The 18,844-nt window shown below is 41.3% G+C and carries 20 protein-coding genes and 4 tRNA genes; 5 read left to right on the forward strand and 19 right to left on the reverse strand.

Annotation, left to right across the window (positions count from 1 at the left end; genetic code table 11):
- From BJI48_RS07535 to BJI48_RS07560, 6 genes are all read right to left on the reverse strand, one after another.
- Positions 1-313: hypothetical protein (locus tag BJI48_RS07535; protein WP_143428786.1), on the reverse strand; the 313-nt coding region annotated here is incomplete at its 3' end.
- A gap of 386 nt (positions 314-699) precedes the next feature.
- Positions 700-966: a hypothetical protein gene (locus BJI48_RS07540; RefSeq protein WP_095333613.1), complete on the reverse strand. Its 267-nt coding sequence runs from the start codon at positions 964-966 to the stop codon at positions 700-702.
- A gap of 153 nt (positions 967-1,119) precedes the next feature.
- A tRNA-Ser gene (locus tag BJI48_RS07545) sits at positions 1,120-1,207 on the reverse strand.
- Positions 1,208-1,244: 37 nt separating this feature from the next.
- Positions 1,245-1,319: transfer RNA gene (locus BJI48_RS07550), tRNA-Cys, on the reverse strand.
- Positions 1,320-1,332: 13 nt separating this feature from the next.
- Positions 1,333-1,420 (reverse strand) — tRNA-Leu (locus tag BJI48_RS07555).
- 100 nt (positions 1,421-1,520) lie between these two features.
- Positions 1,521-1,595: transfer RNA gene (locus BJI48_RS07560), tRNA-Gly, on the reverse strand.
- 137 nt (positions 1,596-1,732) lie between these two features.
- Here BJI48_RS07560 and BJI48_RS07565 point away from each other — a divergent pair.
- Genes BJI48_RS07565 through BJI48_RS07580 form a run of 4 tightly spaced genes read left to right on the forward strand, consistent with a single transcriptional unit; the run spans position 1,733 to position 6,865 of the window.
- Positions 1,733-2,872, forward strand: coding sequence for a succinyldiaminopimelate transaminase (locus BJI48_RS07565; RefSeq protein WP_095333615.1), 1,140 nt, complete (start codon positions 1,733-1,735; stop codon positions 2,870-2,872).
- Complete coding sequence (murC, locus tag BJI48_RS07570; RefSeq protein WP_095333617.1) at positions 2,869-4,203, forward strand: UDP-N-acetylmuramate--L-alanine ligase; 1,335 nt, start codon at positions 2,869-2,871, stop codon at positions 4,201-4,203. Before BJI48_RS07565 ends, murC begins: the two co-directional genes overlap by 4 nt.
- Entirely contained in the window at positions 4,203-4,613 is a 411-nt protein-coding gene (locus tag BJI48_RS07575; RefSeq protein WP_095333619.1) for a hypothetical protein, read from the forward strand. Before murC ends, BJI48_RS07575 begins: the two co-directional genes overlap by 1 nt.
- Positions 4,613-6,865, forward strand: a complete 2,253-nt coding sequence (locus tag BJI48_RS07580; protein WP_095333621.1) for an endonuclease MutS2 — start codon at positions 4,613-4,615, stop codon at positions 6,863-6,865. Before BJI48_RS07575 ends, BJI48_RS07580 begins: the two co-directional genes overlap by 1 nt.
- 9 nt (positions 6,866-6,874) lie before the next feature.
- Here BJI48_RS07580 and BJI48_RS07585 read toward each other — a convergent pair whose 3' ends face one another.
- Positions 6,875-8,125: a PAS domain-containing methyl-accepting chemotaxis protein gene (locus tag BJI48_RS07585; protein ID WP_257874440.1), complete on the reverse strand. Its 1,251-nt coding sequence runs from the start codon at positions 8,123-8,125 to the stop codon at positions 6,875-6,877.
- Between the two features lie 146 nt (positions 8,126-8,271).
- Here BJI48_RS07585 and BJI48_RS07590 point away from each other — a divergent pair, with 146 nt between their 5' ends.
- Complete coding sequence (locus BJI48_RS07590; RefSeq protein WP_180763089.1) at positions 8,272-8,739, forward strand: tRNA (cytidine(34)-2'-O)-methyltransferase; 468 nt, start codon at positions 8,272-8,274, stop codon at positions 8,737-8,739.
- Here BJI48_RS07590 and nspC read toward each other — a convergent pair.
- From nspC to folD, 12 genes are all read right to left on the reverse strand, one after another.
- Entirely contained in the window at positions 8,736-9,959 is a 1,224-nt protein-coding gene (gene nspC / locus BJI48_RS07595) for a carboxynorspermidine decarboxylase (RefSeq protein WP_095333625.1), read from the reverse strand. The genes BJI48_RS07590 and nspC overlap by 4 nt on opposite strands.
- Positions 9,960-9,961: 2 nt before the next feature.
- A complete protein-coding gene (locus BJI48_RS07600; protein WP_095333627.1) occupies positions 9,962-10,930 on the reverse strand; it encodes a chemotaxis protein in 969 nt (322 codons plus the stop codon).
- A 64-nt stretch (positions 10,931-10,994) separates the two neighbouring features.
- On the reverse strand, positions 10,995-11,834 hold the full coding sequence (locus BJI48_RS07605) for a radical SAM/SPASM domain-containing protein (RefSeq protein ID WP_095333629.1): 840 nt from the start codon (positions 11,832-11,834) through the stop codon (positions 10,995-10,997).
- Positions 11,827-12,927: a redox-regulated ATPase YchF gene (gene ychF, locus BJI48_RS07610; RefSeq protein ID WP_095333631.1), complete on the reverse strand. Its 1,101-nt coding sequence runs from the start codon at positions 12,925-12,927 to the stop codon at positions 11,827-11,829. Before ychF ends, BJI48_RS07605 begins: the two co-directional genes overlap by 8 nt.
- Before the next feature lies 1 nt (position 12,928).
- The gene (locus BJI48_RS07615; RefSeq protein ID WP_095333633.1) at positions 12,929-14,401 is read right to left on the reverse strand and encodes a leucyl aminopeptidase; all 1,473 of its coding nucleotides are present in this window, start codon (positions 14,399-14,401) and stop codon (positions 12,929-12,931) included.
- Positions 14,402-14,414: 13 nt separating this feature from the next.
- Positions 14,415-15,044 carry a DedA family protein gene (locus BJI48_RS07620; RefSeq protein ID WP_095333729.1) on the reverse strand — a complete coding sequence of 210 codons (630 nt, stop codon included), beginning with the start codon at positions 15,042-15,044 and terminating at the stop codon, positions 14,415-14,417.
- Positions 15,040-15,597: an adenine phosphoribosyltransferase gene (locus BJI48_RS07625; RefSeq protein WP_095333732.1), complete on the reverse strand. Its 558-nt coding sequence runs from the start codon at positions 15,595-15,597 to the stop codon at positions 15,040-15,042. Before BJI48_RS07625 ends, BJI48_RS07620 begins: the two co-directional genes overlap by 5 nt.
- A gap of 17 nt (positions 15,598-15,614) precedes the next feature.
- Positions 15,615-15,947, reverse strand: a complete 333-nt coding sequence (locus tag BJI48_RS07630; RefSeq protein ID WP_095333734.1) for a hypothetical protein — start codon at positions 15,945-15,947, stop codon at positions 15,615-15,617.
- Positions 15,948-15,981: 34 nt separating this feature from the next.
- Positions 15,982-16,416, reverse strand: a complete 435-nt coding sequence (gene rpiB, locus BJI48_RS07635; RefSeq protein WP_095333635.1) for a ribose 5-phosphate isomerase B — start codon at positions 16,414-16,416, stop codon at positions 15,982-15,984.
- A gap of 12 nt (positions 16,417-16,428) precedes the next feature.
- On the reverse strand, positions 16,429-17,079 hold the full coding sequence (locus BJI48_RS07640; protein WP_095333637.1) for a site-2 protease family protein: 651 nt from the start codon (positions 17,077-17,079) through the stop codon (positions 16,429-16,431).
- The gene (gene lepB / locus BJI48_RS07645; protein WP_095333639.1) at positions 17,079-17,972 is read right to left on the reverse strand and encodes a signal peptidase I; all 894 of its coding nucleotides are present in this window, start codon (positions 17,970-17,972) and stop codon (positions 17,079-17,081) included. The genes BJI48_RS07640 and lepB overlap by 1 nt, the downstream gene beginning before the upstream one ends.
- Before the next feature lie 8 nt (positions 17,973-17,980).
- Positions 17,981-18,844, reverse strand: coding sequence for a bifunctional methylenetetrahydrofolate dehydrogenase/methenyltetrahydrofolate cyclohydrolase FolD (gene folD, locus BJI48_RS07650; protein WP_095333641.1), 864 nt, complete (start codon positions 18,842-18,844; stop codon positions 17,981-17,983).

An 18,844-nucleotide genomic window follows, 5' to 3' on the forward strand; every position in this document is an offset into this window, starting at 1 on the left:
TGCCAGTGAGGCAAGCTTCTGTGCCATCTGTAGAACAAGTAGTATCACCACCTAGAGAAATATCCGCCCCATATACCAAAGCACTCCCCATCAAAGAAGCCAAGATGATGGAGAAAAGGGGTTTGAAAGGCTTTTGAATTTGTTTGAGATTGTGAGATTCAGAAGCTTTTTGAGATTGTTGGGAAACTTGAGCTGTTTTTGAATTTTGAAGCTTATCTGTAGGGTTGGATTGACTAGTTAAAGGGCTATTAAGATAATCTTGCCCCCCCCCCCGCACGCAATGGAGAATATCGTTGTTGATTATGTTTTTCATAATCCATTCCTTTATTTGAAATTTTGGGTATTAAGAAAAGGGGTATTATATTATAAAGTTTCTTTAAATTATCCTGAAATTTTTTTGCAATAGCTAGAGAGATAAGCTAAATTGGCAATTTTATAGCTATTTTTGAGATATTTCAAATCAAATGATTTACTAAAACAATTTATTTTTGAATAAAATAAATATAAATACTAATTGAAAATTTTGGATTTAAAGGGTGAGAGAGGAATAAAAAGCGAGATTTTGGGGTGGATTTGGGGGCAAAAATCTGAATGGATTTGAAAAAAATTCTAAAAAAATATGCAAAAACGCAAGATATTTTGTTTGTAGATTTTAAATATGGGGGGTGAAAAATAATGATCGGATTTGATTTGTAGCAGTTAAAAAAGTAGTGAAAAAACTATGGCCGGGAGATAACGCTCTGCAACCATTGCGAACGTGATAGGGCTATTGGCTACAAAATCATTTTCTAGCTCGATTTTCTTACTGAAAGCTAGCTTTTCACTCCAGCCACCAAATTTCGTGCCAACTTTTACCTCGTGTCTCTTGCCATCTTTAGTGAATCGGACATAATAGGCGATGTCGCCATCACTAAGGGATTTGAACCGCACGCCCTCGTATTTTTTGCTGCTTATGCTTGTCCCCAATTTTAAATTATTTTAGATGATAATAAATGATGATAAATGAAAAATATAAGAATGTTATTAATCCATAGAGTAACGTATTTTAGGTTGTTTGATGGTGATAAATGATGGCAAATTACTAGAGATGATTTTAAATGATAGTTGAAGAAAAAACTATGGCCGGGAGAGAGGGATTCGAACCCCCGGAGGTGTTACCCTCAACGGTTTTCAAGACCGCCGCTTTCAACCACTCAGCCATCTCCCGAAACAAAAAACACGATTGAAAAACTCTAAGAACGATTTGGAGGCGACACTCGGATTCGAACCGAGGAATCAAGGCTTTGCAGGCCCACGCCTTACCACTTGGCTATGTCGCCGTCTCTTTGTCTGTGGTGCCCGAAGCCGGACTTGAACCGGCACGGAAGCAATATCCGAGGGATTTTAAGTCCCTTGTGTCTACCAATTCCACCACCCGGGCATTTTATCAAAAATTAAAAAACATAAAAATAAACTTGAGCCACAGAGATTTGAAATCAAAGCTTAGGTTTAAATTATATTTATCAAGAAAGTCAAAAGTATGGAGCGGGAAACGGGGATCGAACCCGCGGCCCCAACCTTGGCAAGGTTGTGCTCTACCACTGAGCTATTCCCGCAAGATATGTCTGTAATATCAAGGCGGGTATTTTAGCAACCCTTTGTGAAAAAATCAAGACTAAAAGCAAAAAATTACGAAATTTCCTATACAATGGTTGTTTTCAAAACACCTTAAATAGAATAAAAGAGTAAGAAAGTGAATTTCCAACCCTACCCCTTTGAAAAACTCAAGCAACTCATCGCACCCATCACGCCACAAAAACAAGGTCTCACGCTCACGATCGGGGAGCCACAATTTCCAACCCCTCGCCCTATCGTAGAAACGCTCATAAAGCACGCTGATGAATTGCGGTATTACCCCAAAAGTGCTGGTGAGGACTATCTCAAAAACGCCCAGCTAGATTTTGTCCAAAAACGCTTTAATATCACGCTAAAACCTACGCAGATTATCCCTACGCTAGGCACTCGTGAGGTGTTGTTTAACTTCCCTCAATTTTTGCTTTTTGATGTGCCTGCCCCGATTATCGCTCATCCCAATCCGTTTTATCAGATCTATGAGGGGGCAAGTATCGCTTGTCGGGCAAAAACCATCTATATGAATCTCAAAACTACAAATGATTTTAAACCTATCTTGACCCACGAAGAAAAAAGCCAAGCCCATCTTGTTATCCTCAACTCGCCAAATAACCCAACGGGTGCGACGCTAAGTATCACAGAACTCAAGCAATGGGTAAAAGATGCACTTCGCTATGATTTTGTCCTCCTCAATGATGAATGCTATAGTGAAATCTACCAAAATAACCCGCCAGCCTCTATCCTGCAAGCTTCCTATGAAGTCGGGAATAAGGATTTTAAAAATATCCTTGCGATCAATTCTATCTCGAAGCGTTCTTCTGCCCCCGGTCTTAGGAGTGGGTTTATTGCCGGTGATGAGGGGATTTTGAAAGCTTATGGGCAATACCGCAGTTATCTAGGCTGTGCGATACCCAATCCGCTCCAACGAGCGAGTGCGCAAGCGTGGGGGGATTTTGCAACCAGTGAGGCGATTCGCAAAAAATATGCTAAAAATCTCCAGATCGCAAAGGAAATATTTCCCCACGCTCATATCCCGCCCTATGCGTTTTATCTGTGGTTTGAAGTCAAAAATGACACGGATTTCACACAAAAGCTTTATGAAAAAGAGGGGATTTTGGTGCTTCCGGGAAGTTTTCTTGGCAGGGAGGGAATGGGCAAAGGATATGTTAGAATTGCATTGGTATATGAGGGAGACATCTTAGAGGGTGCGCTCAAAACCATTGCAAGTTTTTTAAAAACCTATCAAAAAGGCGATCAATGATTCTCAAAAAAGATATTAGCAAGCTAAAAATCCATTTCGTAGGTATCGGCGGGATAGGGATTTCTGGGCTTGCCAAATATCTCAAAGCGCAAGGGGCGCAAATTAGCGGTTCAGATATCACAGACAATAATGCGACAAAATACCTGCGCACTCTTGGTGTCCCTATCACTATCCCGCACAACAAAGACGCTATCAACAATCAAGATCTCATTATCCATTCAGCCATCATCAAGCCCGATAATATCGAGCTTGTAGAGGCACAAAAACAAGAAATTCTGATTCTTTCAAGAAAAGAGGCTTTGGAATTTATCTTGTGTAACAAGCGGGTTTTTAGCGTTTGCGGGGCGCACGGCAAAAGCACTACGAGTGCGATGTTGAGTGCGATTTTTCCTGAATTTGGTGCAATCATCGGGGCAGATACGAAAGAATACGGCTCAAATGTGCGTGAAATTGAAAGCCAAAGTATCGTGTTTGAAGCGGATGAATCGGATAAAAGCTTCCTTAATTCCAATCCCTACTGCGCCATCGTTACGAACGCTGAACCCGAGCATATGGAAAACTACGGACACAATTTGGAGATTTTCTATGGGGCTTATAGGCAGTTTCTCCAGAGTGCAAGCGTGCGGTGTATCAATGCCGAAGATCCCTTTTTGGCGAGCCTAGAGCTAGAGGCTTGCAAGCTTTTTCCCTCAAAAGATATTTTTAATATCACCTACGCACTCAAAGATGATGAGCCCTGCACCCGCTTTGAACTAAAAGACTTGGGGGAATTTGAAGTATGGGGCTTTGGAGAACATACCGCTATCAACGCTTCTTTGGCGATTTTGTCTGCTAAGACAGAGCGTGAAATCGAAGAAATCAGAAAAAATTTAGCCCATTTCAAAGGCATCAAAAAACGCTTTGACATCCTGCAAAAAGGGCGACTGACTATCATTGATGACTATGCCCATCACCCTACAGAAATCAAAGCCACGCTTGAATCTGTCAAAATCTATTCGGATTTGAAATCAAAAAATAAAATCATCGCCATCTGGCAACCGCACAAATATTCACGGCTTTTGGATAATCTGGAGGGATTCCAAAAATGTTTTGAAAAATATTGCGATGAACTCATCATCTTGCCTGTATATCGGGCGGGGGAAAGCGAAATTTCGTTTGATATGGAAAAAAACTTTGGGCATTATCGCCCCATCTTTGCTAGGAGACTCAAAAAAGTGGGCGAAACCATAGAGCTTATTTATGAAGACAAAATCATCAAAACCATCGATGAGGGCATTCTCATCGGTCTTGGGGCGGGTGATATTACCTATCAACTCAGAGGAGAAAAATAATGCCTGCATTTTTAGCAATCTTTTTGGTGCTAGCACTCACGCTCTCACTTTTGTATTTTATCTTGAAAGATTTTGGCATCATCACACCCAAACAAAGAACGATCGCACTTGTGGCATTGGTCTTATTTGGCGTATTTGCGGGCGTTTATAGTTATTTTCAAAGCAAATCAGACAAAAACGATATGATGCTCCAAACTGCCTTTTTGCGGGGACAATCGCTCGAATGTAACGGGGTCATCATCAATAGAGAAAATTTCAATCTCGTTACAGGGACGCTAAGCTTTATTGGCAAAAAAGATGGCCCGATGAATAATATCATTATCCCTTTGGATAATTGCAAAATCATCACGCAGGAAAACCCTGAAGAGCCTGTTTCAAGAAATCTCGAGGAAGAACTCCAACGAGACTAATGCAAGAAAATCATTCGTATGCATCCTTGATTGACAAGCTGGATTTGCGGGAGTTTATCGCTTCTTTTGAGGAATTTTTCGCCCGCAAAAAACCTATCCATTTAGAGGGCGATCGATTTGTCTTTGGTCGTTTTATAGCTGAACTTGACACGATCGATTTCACCCCACCGCCCAAGATAAACCCGCTCGATACACAGATCCTCCATCTCAAAAAAATCGGCGTCCTCAAACTCGAAGAAATTTTTGAATTTATCAAAATCATTCGGTATTTTGGCTATCTCAAATCCCTTGCCCAAATCCCAAAAGACTCCCATCTTTGCACGTATCTCCAAAAGATAGAAATCCCCCCTGCTCTATGGGATTTGATGAAAGTTTTTGAACCCAATGGGCAGATAAAAGCGGGTATTTATGCAGAACTCGATAGCCTTGAGCAAGCCATCTGTAGGCAAAAAGCCCAGATTTCAAAAACGCTCTCAGAAATCCTTAGCTCACAAAAACTCTCTGCTTATTTCGTCGATAAACAAATCCATTACATCAATGGCAATGAAACCCTGCTATTAAAAGCAGGATTTCATCACGCCATCAGCGGGATTGTTATTTCACGCTCTCAAGGCGGATTTTTTTATCTCCTGCCTCAAGCCATCCATAGTGTCCATCAAAAAATCTCCGAACTAAATGAGAAACTCCAAATCTGTGTTTATGAAATCTGCAAAAATATCTCTGCGATTTTAGGCAAACAGGTGCGTTTTTTGGATTTTATCAACAAAGAATTTGATAAATTCGACCATCTCCAAGCACGGGTGTTTTTTGCCAAAGCCTACAATCTCGAATTTGTCATCAATAAACCTACGGGCAAAGCAATTGTTTTAAAGGATTTTTCTCACCCGGCATTGTCGCACCCCAAGCCTATTAGCATTGATTTTTCTGCGAATCTTTTGATGATTACGGGCGTGAATGCGGGCGGGAAAACGATGTTACTCAAATCCATCTTGACAAGTGTTTTTTTGTCCAAACATTTGTTGCCAATGAAAATCAATGCATTTCATTCAAAAATCCCCCATTTCAAAAACCTCGCTGCCATCATCTCAGACCCGCAAAATAGCAAAAATGACATCTCGACATTTGCCGGGCGTATGGTTGATTTTAGCAAAATCTTGACCCAAGAAGACATACTTATTGGTATCGATGAAATCGAGCTTGGCACAGACGCTGATGAGGGGAGTAGCCTTTATAAGGTGCTTTTGGAATTTTTGCTTGATAAAAATGCCAAAATCATCATCACAACCCACCACAAGCGCCTCGCTGCTTTGATGGCACAAGATGGGCGCATTCAGATGTGCGCTGCGATTTTTAATGAAGAAAGGCAACTCCCTACGTATGAGTTTTTGCACGGAAGTATCGGCAAAAGCTATGCGTTTGAGACTGCCAAACGATATGGTATCCCAGAAAATCTCATCAAAAAAGCCAAAGAGGTGTATGGAAAAGATAAAGAAAGATTGAATGAACTCATCGAAAAATCCGCACAGCTTGAAATCTCGCTCAAACAAAAAGCGTGCGCATTGGAGGCGAAAATCGATCAATATGAAAGGAAAAAAACCGAACAACAAGACCTTATCACAAAACTTGAAAATGACTACGCAAAAGAAAAATCCTTGCTACAGAGGACCTATCAAGAGGCGCTAAACCAACTCAAACAAACTATCAAAGACAAAGAAATCAGCGACATCCACCGCAATATCCATCACGCCAACAAGATCTTAAACACGCTCAAAAAACAAGATGAAATTTTCAAAACCACGCCTATTCCCAAAAAAGAAATCAAGATTGGCGATAGGATCAAATACGGCTCCAACAAAGGCGTGGTGGTAGCAAAAAATGGTGATATTTGTCAGATACAGCTTGATGAGGGGATGAAGCTAAAGATTGAAGCTAAAAAACTCAAGCTTATTGGAAATTTTGCTAACAATCCCCATCAAGTCGCCCCAAGAGTGCATTTTCAAAATCCAAAAAATGCCAATGTTAGCTTGGATTTACACGGATACCGGGCTGAAGAAGCCATCGAAAAACTCGATATTTTTCTCTCTGATGCCCTCATTGCTGGGTTTGATGAAGTGATGGTATATCACGGGATTGGGACAGGAAAACTCGCATTTGCTATCAAGGAATTTCTAAGCAAACACCCAAAAGTCTTGGGGTTTTGCGATGCACCCCCGCAGATGGGAGGATTTGGCGCAAAAATCATCAAGCTATGATGATAAATGCTAGTCTTTAGGCTTATTTAAAATAGCTTTGGCAACCCTTGAAGAGCTTTCTCGGATTTGCTCCATAAAATCTTTTGCACCATTAGCAAGCTCCACGCTACTATCTATCTGATCGAGGCTCACACGGATACTCTCGACAACTTGGGAAGTTACATCACGCATTGAGTTGATCGTTGTGGTGATTTCAGTGATAGAATGCCCGGTTCTCTCAGCGAGTTTGCGCACTTCATCAGCAACGACAGCAAATCCTCTGCCGTGCTCACCCGCTCTAGCAGCCTCGATAGCAGCATTGAGAGCCAAAAGATTGGTCTGATCAGCGATGTCTTTGATGGTCTGGATTACTGATGTTATCTCGCCAGATTGGACATCAAGCGAAGAAACCAGATTGGAGCTTGATTGCATTGATTCAGAGATCTGGCGGATATTGCCCGCAGTCTTTTCGATAATATCAGCTCCATTATTGGTAAGCTCATCATTTTCTAACACCAATTCGGAAGCCAATTTTTCATTTTCTTTGTCTCGATTGACTTGAGCGGTAATATCAGAGGCAAATTTGATGACTTTGTAAATCTTGCCATCCAAATCAAAAATCGGATTATAGCTGGCATTCAAATAGATATGTTTGCCATCTTTGGCAATACGCACAAATTCACCCGATTGGAACTCACCAGCTCGGAGTTTCTCCCAAAATCTAGAGTATTCAGGGGAATTGACAAATGACCTTTCACAAAATATACTATGGTGCTTGCCTTTGATCTCATCAAGTGTGTAGCCTACCACCCGCAAGAAATTTTCATTAGCATTCACAATCACGCCCTTAGGATCAAATTCGATGGTAGCCATCGAACGATTGACGGCATTTAGCACGCTTTCAAGATCGTTTTTGAAAATAACACTTTGGGTTACATCCGTGGCAAATTTGACAACACGATAAGGTCTGCCATCAGACCCTGTAATAGCATTGTAGCTCGCTTCAAGATAGACTTCTTTTCCCGAACGTGTATATCGCTTGAAAACGCCCGATTCAAATTCCCCATTTTTTAGCTTGCCCCAAAATCTTCTATAATCATCAGAATTGACAAATTTAGGATCACAAAACATACTATGGTGTCTGCCTTTGATGTCATCTAAGCGGTATTCCATTAATTTCAAAAAATTCTCATTTGCAGTAATAATTGTCCCATCAAGGTCAAATTCAATGCTTGCCATTGAGCGATTGACAGCATTCAAAACATCACCCATTTTTTGCATTTCTTCTCTAATTTTTGATTCTTCAGTTATATTCTTTTTTCCAAAAAGCACTATTTACTCCTTATAATTTAAACTTAATCTATTTTCGGATAACTAAAATAAAAATTCTATCAAAAAATAGATAAAATTATCTATAAAAAAGGAGAATGATGATTAACATCGTGCTTATCGAACCTAGAATCCCCCAAAATACCGGAAACATCGGTAGGCTTTGCGTCGCTGGCAATGCAAGATTGCACTTGGTCCATCCGCTGGGATTTTTTATCGATGAAAAATCGCTCAAAAGGGCAGGCATGGATTATTGGGAAAAGCTTCAATTCACAGAATGGGAAAATGCCGAGCATTTTTGGGAAGCCCATCCTATTGATAAAAACCATTTTTTCCTCAGCACCAAAGCAAAAAAGTCTTATTATGAAGCGGATTTTAATGATGAATGTTTTTTGTATTTTGGCAGAGAAGATGCAGGGCTTGATGAAAATATCCTCATCCAAAACCCCCAACAAAGCCTAAAAATCCCAATGACACAAGGCACACGCAGTATTAATCTAGCTACAGCAGTCGGCGCAGTGCTTTATGAAGCCATCCGCCAGACAAAAAATTATCTAAAATTTTAGTTGCGATTTTTATAATCGCTGTATTCAAAGCTTTTTAAAAGCTCGAACTTTCCATTAGAAATAACACCCAAGCTTGGGAGTGGGACACCATTAAATGTGTTGTTTTTCACGATAGTATAATGCATCATATCCTCAAACAAAATCCTATCGCCCACTTTTAGAGGCGTATCAAAGCTATAATCCCCAATAACATCGCCAGCCAAACACGTCGGACCGCCCAAGCGATAGGCGTATTTGCCCCCGCTCGCACCCCTATCATCTTCTATTACTTCCCCCTCATTGGTTTGCGATATTTTTTTGATGTTGGGACGATAGGGCATTTCAAGGCAATCTGGCATATGCGCACTCGCACTCACATCCAAAATCGCGATGGAAATTTCGTTATACACAATATCAATAACTTCGCCTAGTAAAAACCCACTTTGCCAGCCAACCGCCTCTCCGGGTTCTAAAAATACATCGATATTATGATGCTTTGAGCGAAAATCCTTGATAATCGTGATGAGTTTTGCCACATCATAATCCGAGCGTGTGATATGATGCCCGCCCCCGAAATTAAGCCATTTCATCTGTTTCATCTGCGAAAAATATGGCTCAAAATGCTTTTGGAAATGCTCTAATGTCCTCTCAAGCACATCAGAATTTTGCTCACAATGGGTGTGAAAATGCAATCCATCAATCCCGTCTAATCCAAACTCTTGCACGCCTTTGCTAAATTCGCTCGGCACAATACCCAAACGGCTTCCGGGAATGCAGGGATTATAGATAGGTGGATACACTTCACTATAAAGCGGATTCACCCGCAAACCTACTTGGATTTCAGAAAGCCCCAAGGACTGGAGCTGTTTGTTTTTTAGTTCAATTTTTGCTTTAAATTTTTGCCACTGCGAAAAAGAATTGAAAATAATATGGGTCGCAATGGGTAAAAGTTGCTCTATCTCAGAAGCCTTGTAAGCAGGAGAAAAAACACAAATGTCTTTGTCAATCTCTCGTGAGCCAAATTCTTCAAACGCCAACATCGCTTCATAAATGCCACTCGCACAGCAACCCTTGAGATACTCTCTAACCAACTCAAAGCTTCGCCAAAACGCATAGCCTTTCAAAGCGAGTAAGATTTTTGCACCCGTTTGTTGTTGCACAAAATCTAATATTTCAAGATTTTTTTTTAACTTGTCATTTTCCAAGACATAGCAAGGGGTGGGGATTTTAAAAAAATTCATTTTTAATGTGCTTGATTTCCAATAAACTGCTTGACAGCTCTTTCTATGTCTATAGGGTTGGATTTGGATATAAAATCATCGGCGTTTAACGATCGTGCCATATCTTCATTACTGCTCCCGCTCATCGAAGAATTTACAATAATAGGAATATGGGATGTTCCCGGATTGTTTTTCACCTGCTTGATAACCTCAAAACCACTCGCTTCGGGCATCTCAAGATCGGTGATAATCATTCCAATATTATCAATATCAGTGTTTGGAGAAAATAAATAATCAAGCAATTTCTGCCCATTGATAAAATCATTATGCTCCACGCCAAGCTTATCGAGGATGATTTGCATTGTTTTCAAAACGCTGGGACTATCATCAGCGAGCAATATGCTCTTGTTGGTTTTGACCTTACTGACTTTGTTGAGTTCTTCATTTTTTTCTTCCTCGATCCACGGGAAAACATCCACAAGCATTTTTTCAATATCCACCACTTGCACGAGCTTGCCATCAAAATATCGTGTCCGACTTACCAATTTGCTATTGCCACCATTCCCCCCTACCCCAGCGCTCTGCTCCATTTCTGTCCATTTTTTGTTCAAAATCCTATCGGCTTCATAGATACGCACGCCAATCGTCCATCGTGAAAACTCACAAATCATAATAATATCGTCTTCATCTTCTTCGCGCTGGATTTTATAAGGTCTTAAATCTTTGCCTTTATTTTTGCTGTCATAATAAAACCATTTTTTCATATCAATAAGCGGGATAGTGAGCTCACGAATCGTAATCAACCCCTCAACCAAGGAGCTATTTTCGTGGCTGACAATGGTGAGGACACCCTTATACTTGACAACTTCACGTATCTTAAAAACATTCACCGCATACAAATCTTTATTTTTCTCTAAACGAAAGCACAGCAATTGAAGTTCGTTATTTTTGTGCAAACTCGTAACTTGATCGACTTGCGATAGATTCGACATACTGCGTTCCTTTATACAAATAATTGGTTTTTAATATGATAGCATAGTTTTATTTCAAAAAACTTTAGAGGCGTTTGGCAGGATAAGCACAATGCTTGCAAAGCTCCTCGCAAGCCTCCCCACGCATAAATCCCTCCCGTATCCTGCTCGCCCGAGGCGTTGTGAGTATATTGGCGAGATTGTCTTGCTTGAGATTACCAAGATTGATTTTTCCACTAGAATCCACGCAACAAGGCACAACGCTCCCATCAGATAGAATCGCTATTTGAGAAATCAGTCCGTGGCAATATTTTTTTGGATTGCTAATATTTTGGGGCGCAATCTTGGGCCATTCAAAGGTTTTGGTGATATTCAAAAAAACCTTTTTACCCAAGCGAAAACGTGTCTGAAATCCCGTATTAGCAACACCAAACGCCTCTAAAATCGTATCTTTTACCCAAGACAAATCATCAAGCGTGCTATCTTGGAGTCGCAGATTGATGAAATTGGGGGTATCGTTTAGAATCTTATAAGTGCAGAAATTCAAGATATTTTCAAGATAATCTTTTGGGGTGTGATTGCGCCTATCAAAACCAGCATTCAGAGAGATAGAAACCTGTGCAATCGGCGGGGAAAGGAGCAAAGTAAAAATCGAGGGTTGCAGATAAAAGCCACTAGTAACCAAATCAACTTGCAAATCATATTGTTTAGCAATCCTTAAATAATCGCCCAAATTCTGCACTTTGCAGGGATCACCCAAAACGTGGAATGCTATCCTTTCACACAGGGGCGCACTCTGCTGGCAAACCCGTGCAAACAAATCGAGTGGCATTGTTTTGCGAACCCCCTTGGGAGCGGGGCAAAAACTACATTTCAAGCCACAAATATCGCTGAGTTCGATATAAATCTTTTTGAATTTAGACATTAAATCGAAAGTGCATCACATCGCCATCTTGAACGATATAATCTCTCCCTTCTATCCGAACAGCCCCAGCTTCTTTGGCTTTTGCCTCCCCGCCGTATTTGATAAAATCATCATAAGAAATCGTCTCCGCACGGATAAAGCCTTTTTCAAAATCCTTGTGAATCACCCCAGCAGCTTTAGGCGCACTATCGCCTTTGTGGATCGTCCAAGCACGCACCTCTTTGACCCCTGCGGTGAAATAACTCAACAAACCAAGCTTAGCAAAACCTGTGCGGATAATCTGGGTAAGCCCGCTTTCTTCACAGCCCATACTTGCCAAAAATTCATTACGCTCATCCTCATCCATCCCGACCATCTCTTCTTCAAGCTTCGCACACAGCATAATCACCTCACAACCCTGCTTGCGGGCGTATTCTTGAACTTTTTTGAAATACGCATTACCAGAAGCGATGGATGCCTCATCAACATTTGCCCCATAAATGACTTCTTTGTTACTCAAAAATCGCAATTCCCTTTCAAGAGCAAGAAATGCTTCAGTGTCTTTATGCCCAAATGTCCGCACCGGTTGGGAATTTTCAAGATGTTTTAGGAGTGCCTCAGAGCATTCTAGTGCTTCTTTGGCATTCTTATCAGCCTTTGCTTGGCGGGAAAGCTTTTCGATTCGCTTGTTGAGGCTCTGCATATCAGCAAGCAAAAGCTCAAGCTCGATGATTTCAATATCGCCAATCGGGTCAATCCTGCCCTCAACGTGCGTGATATCTGAATCCTCAAAACAACGCACGATATGCAAAATCGCATCGCATTCTTTGATGTTAGCCAAAAACTGATTGCCTAGCCCCTCGCCCTTGCTCGCCCCTTTGACAAGCCCAGCAATATCGACAAACTCAACCACAGAGTGCAAAACCCTTTCGGGATTGACGATTTCAGCAAGCTCTAAAAGTCGTTTGTCAGGGACATTCACGACAGCACGATTGGGCTCGATAGTGCAAAAAGGATAGTTAGCAGATTGGGCATTTTGGGCTTTGGTGAGCGCATTGAATGTGCTAGATTTCCCGACATTTGGCAAGCCGATGATACCGATAGAAAGTCCCATTTTAGCCCCTCTTTGCTACATCTTGAGCGAATGCCACACACGCCCGCACCCCCGCACCGCTCGCCCCAGCGGTATGGATACCCCAATCTTTCTCGACATATGCGGGACCAGCGATATCGATATGTAGCCATTTGTCTTTGTATTCTGGACGAATAAATTCACCCAGAAATATCCCCGCAGTGAGCGCCCCGCCATATCTTGAGGAAGCGACATTGCTAACATCAGCGATTTTGGATTCGATGAGTTTATTAAGATGGCGATTAAAAGGGAGCTTTGCGACCAATTCGCCCGAAGTCAAAGCCAAATCTTCAAATCTCGTTTTCAGTGCTTCATTATGCCCCATAATCCCGCTAGTGTATTCTCCCAATGCCACCACGCAAGCCCCTGTGAGCGTGGCAATATCAATCAAATAATCGGGTTTAAGATCTTGGGCATAACTCAAACAATCCACCAAGACCAATCGCCCCTCAGCGTCGGTATTTCGCACCTCAATGGTCTTGCCCTCACGAGCAAAAAGCACATCATCAGGCTTATAGGCATTTCCCCCGATCATATTTTCGGTCGCCCCGACAATCGCGTGAATCTCTGCTTGGATTTCCATCTTTGCGAGGGCATTGATAATGGCTAAAACCGCACAACCCCCGCTTTTGTCCGCTTTCATTGTTACCATATAATCAGCAGGTTTCAAGCTCAGACCCCCGCTATCATAGGTAAGCCCCTTGCCTACTAGCACAATTCTTGCACGTGATTTTTTGGGCTGGTAGGTCAGATGAATCAATCGTGGAGGGTGTGCAGAAGCCCGATTTACCGCCAAAAATGCACCCATTTTTTCTTGTTTCAAAAATGCCTCATCGCCGATAAAACATTTGAGCTGATTTTCCTTCGCAATCTTTTGTGCCAAATCTGCCATAAACAAAGGAGTAGCGTCTTCTGGGGGCGTATTGATAGCATCTCTAGCCAAAACCATACTCTCTGCTAGAATCAAAGCCTTGTTAAATGCCCCATCAAAATCCTCTGGGGAAAGGGTGCAATCTGCCCCATCAAAACATTCATTAGCGACAAAAATTTCTTTTAACGTTTCTGATGATGGGGGGGATTTTTTGCTTTTGTATTGTTCAAACACATATGTTCCAAGCAACATCCCTAAAAATAGCGATTCCATCATTTTTTTGTCGCCATAAATACCGATTTTAGCAGTGGCAAAAGGCATTTTTTTGATATAGCGAATCGCTTGTGTGCCCGCCTCTGCAAGCATTTCAGGATCAAAAGGCATTTCAGGGTTAAGAGATTTGATACCTACATAGAGGATTTTGTGTTGCTGGTCAAAAAAAATCCCCTCGCCCTCATAGCCAAATTCTTTTAACACCGCAGGCATTACCCAGGGGTGTTTGAGATTTTTATCCACAACAAATACAATACCCAAATCCGCTTTGGTTTCTACAAAACTTGTTTTTTCTAAGCTAATTTTTAACATCATTTTTCCTTCCCTATTTTTTTATTTTCTCGATCTCAAGTTGCGATTGGATTTTTTGAATTTTCTTATCGATCTTTTTTGTATGGGAATTGAAATACCAAATCACAAACCCCAAGAAAACAACCAACAAAATCACAAAAATATAAGGGTGGTGTTTGAGCCATCCTAATATATGCAGGATTTGATCGCCCAAAAACCACGCCAAAAGAATGGTTACAGCAGCCCAAACCCAAGCACTGATGAGATTAATAATCGCAAATTTCAAAGCGCTATAACGTGTCAAACCAATACTGATCGGGATAATCGTGCGCATACCATACATATATCTTTGGATAAATATGATAGGCCAGCCGTATTTTTGTAGCAAAAGATGGGCTAAGGCGAGTTTTCTGCGTTGCTTACTCAAACGTTTCTGCATATAGCCTTTGTTGAACCTGCCGATATAAAAATAAATCTGATCGCCTACAAATCCCCCAAGCCCCGCAACAAACACCGCCAGAAAAACATTCATATGCCCGGTATGTGCGGCGATCCCAGCAAATATCAAACCAAGCTCGCCCTCTAAAATGCTCCACAAAAATAAAATCAAATAGCCCCAATCGGCTACATAGGTATCCCAAAGCTCGATGATATATTCTTCAATACCCATTTTCAAGCCCTGCATTCAATATCGTGAAGACTTTGCTAGATTCACGCAATTTCTCAGCACCGCCTAATTGGGGCAAATCCAGCAAGAAACAAGCCTCTATACAGGTCGCACCCACACGTTTGATTAGATTGAGTGCAGCTTGGGCAGTCCCGCCTGTAGCGATCAAATCATCGATCAAAATAACTTGAGCGCCCTTGACCCCCCTAAAGGCATCAGTATGCATTTCAATCTCATCAAAACCATATTCAAGCTCATATCTTTCGCTCAAGCGTTCAGAGGGGAGTTTGCCTTTTTTTCTAATCGGAACAAACCCGGCTTTGAGAGCATAAGCCAGCGCTGCACCAAAAATAAATCCTCGTGATTCAATGCCGGCAACAAAATCGACATTGAAAACTTCGTAACGGGTTTTTAAAGCATCGATGAGGGATGCAAACAAAATGGGGTGATTGGTTAAAGTCGTGATATCCTTAAACAAAATCCCGGGTTTTGGATAATCAGGGACATCCCTGATGGCAGAAAGTAAATCTTTTTTTAGTTTTTCAGAAATTGGGTGCATTGTTTTCCTTATAAGAGCGCTTCAATTTTTTGTTCTAAATCTTTGATTCTGGTTTTGTATTTATCAGTTTCTGTGCGGTATTGCGAGTTCCTTTGTTTAAGCGTTTTTACCTCGTTTTTGAGCGAATTCATCTCTTGAGTCAAAATATCGATATTCCCTAAGGCTCTTTGGAGTTGGAGTTGGTGTTTTTGGATCAAGATTTCAGCTTCTTGTAAAGTGAGCTTCATCGAAGCGGAGTTGCGCTCTTCTCTTTCTGCAATGGATTTATAAAAAAACGTTTTCACCACCATATAAAGAACAAACAAAATAAAAGCGGTAATAAAAAACCATTGTAACGCCATATTCATCATCTTGATGACCCCTTATCGTTCAAAATTATTCAAAAGCTTCGATTTTTGAAATCCTGCATTCGTGCCTGCCACCTGCAAAATCTGTCTGAATAAAAGTCTCCAAAATCGACTCCACTTCACCAAGCCCGCTGATTCGCTCAGCCAAGCACAATACATTGGCGTTATTATGCAGTCGTGACATTTTTGCCATATACGCATCCAGACACAAAGCAGCCCGAATACCCTTGAAGCGATTAGCAGCAATACTCATCCCCAGCCCAGTCCCACAAATAAGAATGCCTCGCGCATCGCCTCGCTTCAAAACCTCCGCACAAACCTTATGGGCAAAATCAGGGTAATCTACTTTTTGGGAATCTTTCGGAAGAAAATCAAGCACTTCAAAACCCTGCAATAAAAGATAGTTTTTTACAAAATCACCCAAAACAACCCCAGCGTGATCGCTACCTAAGATATAGACCATCAAAAATCCTTTTTATGTCAGTAAAAAATGCAATAAAAATTGCACGGGATAAAAAAATATCTGCGCCAATGGTGTAGCCAGAATAATCAAAATAATTATCATCCCATAAGAACCTATCTGTGCAAAAAACCTCGGCAAGGCATCAAAGCCGAATTTCAGACAGATAAAACTCAATGCTTGCGAACCATCCAAAGGTGGGATGGGCCAAAGATTAAAAATCCCCAGGACAACATTATAGATAATCAACTGCACAAAAAACAAAATCAAAATCTGTGTCCAGCCCCCCGTATCGTTGCCAAAAATCCCACTAAACAAAATCCCACTGATAAGAAGTGCAAAAATAAGATTATAAGCCACGCCTGCCAAACTCACAGCTACACCCGCACCATACCCCCATCGCCCGATGATGAGATTCATATTGATAGGAACAGGCTTCGCCCAGCCAAACAAAAAAGGCGCGTGGGTAAAAAATAAAATCAAAGGGATCAGCACAGAGCCAATAGGATCGATGTGTTTGAGGGGATTGATACTAAGTCTGCCCATTTTTTTTGCGGTATCATCGCCATAACGAAACGCCACATAGCCGTGCATAATCTCGTGTCCAATGATAGCAATCAAAAAAGCAAGTATTTTTAAAACAACATCAGGTTGGAAAAAATTCATTACATCCCTACCCGTTTGATCTGCTTTTCAAGACTTTCAACGCTTTTAAACATTCGTTCCCATCGGATGGTAAATAGCGCTTTAGGATTCTTGTCAGCACCCGATTCAACGCTGTTTTTGAGATTGATACTAAAATAAATAAACCACGGCTTCCCGATGATATTTTTGTAAGGCACACTCCCCCAAAATCGTGAATCATTGCTGTCATCGCGATTATCCCCTATCATAAAAAATTCATCAGGAGCGATTTTTTTATAAAACACCAATTCGCCATCAAGATTGACAGGCATCATTGCGATACCTGCTTGATTGGGATTGTCATTCATACCCAAAAATCCGTTATCCAAAGAGGTTTGAGCCATATTTGCCATCACAAAATACGATGAATTGCCGTTATTATAATGGATTCCCTTATGCTCTTGGGAATAGGGTTCAAAAACAAATTTTTTATCCATCATCACAACGATTTTAGACCCTTTATAATGCGATTGGACATAATCATCCCCTTCGTGGGGGTGCAAATAAAATCCGTTTGATGTGAAAATCACCTCATCCCCACCCACAGCAAAGTTTCTTTTGACATAGTAGGTTTTGGGTTCGTGTGGGGGGATAAAAATCACAACATCGCCACGCTGGGGTCTTTTGCCCTCCAAAAGATGCCCATTACCCTTGAAATCTGGTAGCACAGGGAACTCGATCCAAGGGATTTTAGGGATGGGAATCCCATAAGAAAATTTTTTGACAAACAGCATATCACCCTCATATAAAGTCGCCACCATCGAACGAGAAGGGATAACAAATGCTTGTGCAACAAAGAAAATGACAAATAAAACAATAACAATCGTGCCTGTCCAGCTAGAGCAAAAATTATAAATCGATCTTAAAAATTTCATTAAATTCCTTAATATTTTTGGATTTTTTCAATTTTTTGTTTTCTGGCTGCCAAAAGCGTATTTTGCAACAAAGAAACAATCGTCATCGGTCCCACACCGCCGGGGACTGGGGTGATAAAACTGGCTTTTTTGCTCACAGCGTCAAAATCCACATCACCAACGAGTTGGCCATTTTCCAAGCGATTGATACCAATATCGATTACAACGCAACCATTAGCAACCATATCCGCACGGATAAGCCCGGGTTTGCCCACACCCACACAGATGATGTCAGCATTTTTGGTAAAAAAACCAATGTCCTTAGTCAATATATGACAAATACTGATGGTTGCCCCCGCATTAAGCATCAATGAAGCCAAGGGTTTGCCAACAATATTGCTAGCCCCAATTATAGCAACATTTTTACCTTTTAACGAAATGTCATAATATTCTAAAAGACTCATCACCCCCATCGGCGTAGCAGGTGCAAATGCTTCAATACCTGCAAAAATCCTCCCGGCATTGAATGGATGGAATCCATCGACGTCCTTGCACGGATCAATAGCCTCCAAAATGGACTTTGTCTCGATATGTGCTGGCAGGGGCAACTGGACTAAGATCCCATCAATTTGCGGGTCAGCGTTGAGATCTTTAATGATTTGGAGCAAGTCAATTTGCGTGATGTCTTCGGGCAGTTTTTTTGCCACACAAGCCACCCCTGTGCGTTCGCAGGCTTTTATTTTCATATTTACATACGCACAGCTTGCAGGGTCTTTGCCAACCAAAATCACTGCAAGTGTGGGCACTACCCCATTCCCCTTTAGCGAATCTATTTGCGTTTTGAGTTGCTTTTCAATCGTGTCTGCCAAAGATTTGCCATCAAGGAGGGTCAT

This window comes from Helicobacter sp. 11S02596-1, assembly GCF_002272825.1.
GTDB lineage: Bacteria > Campylobacterota > Campylobacteria > Campylobacterales > Helicobacteraceae > Helicobacter_J.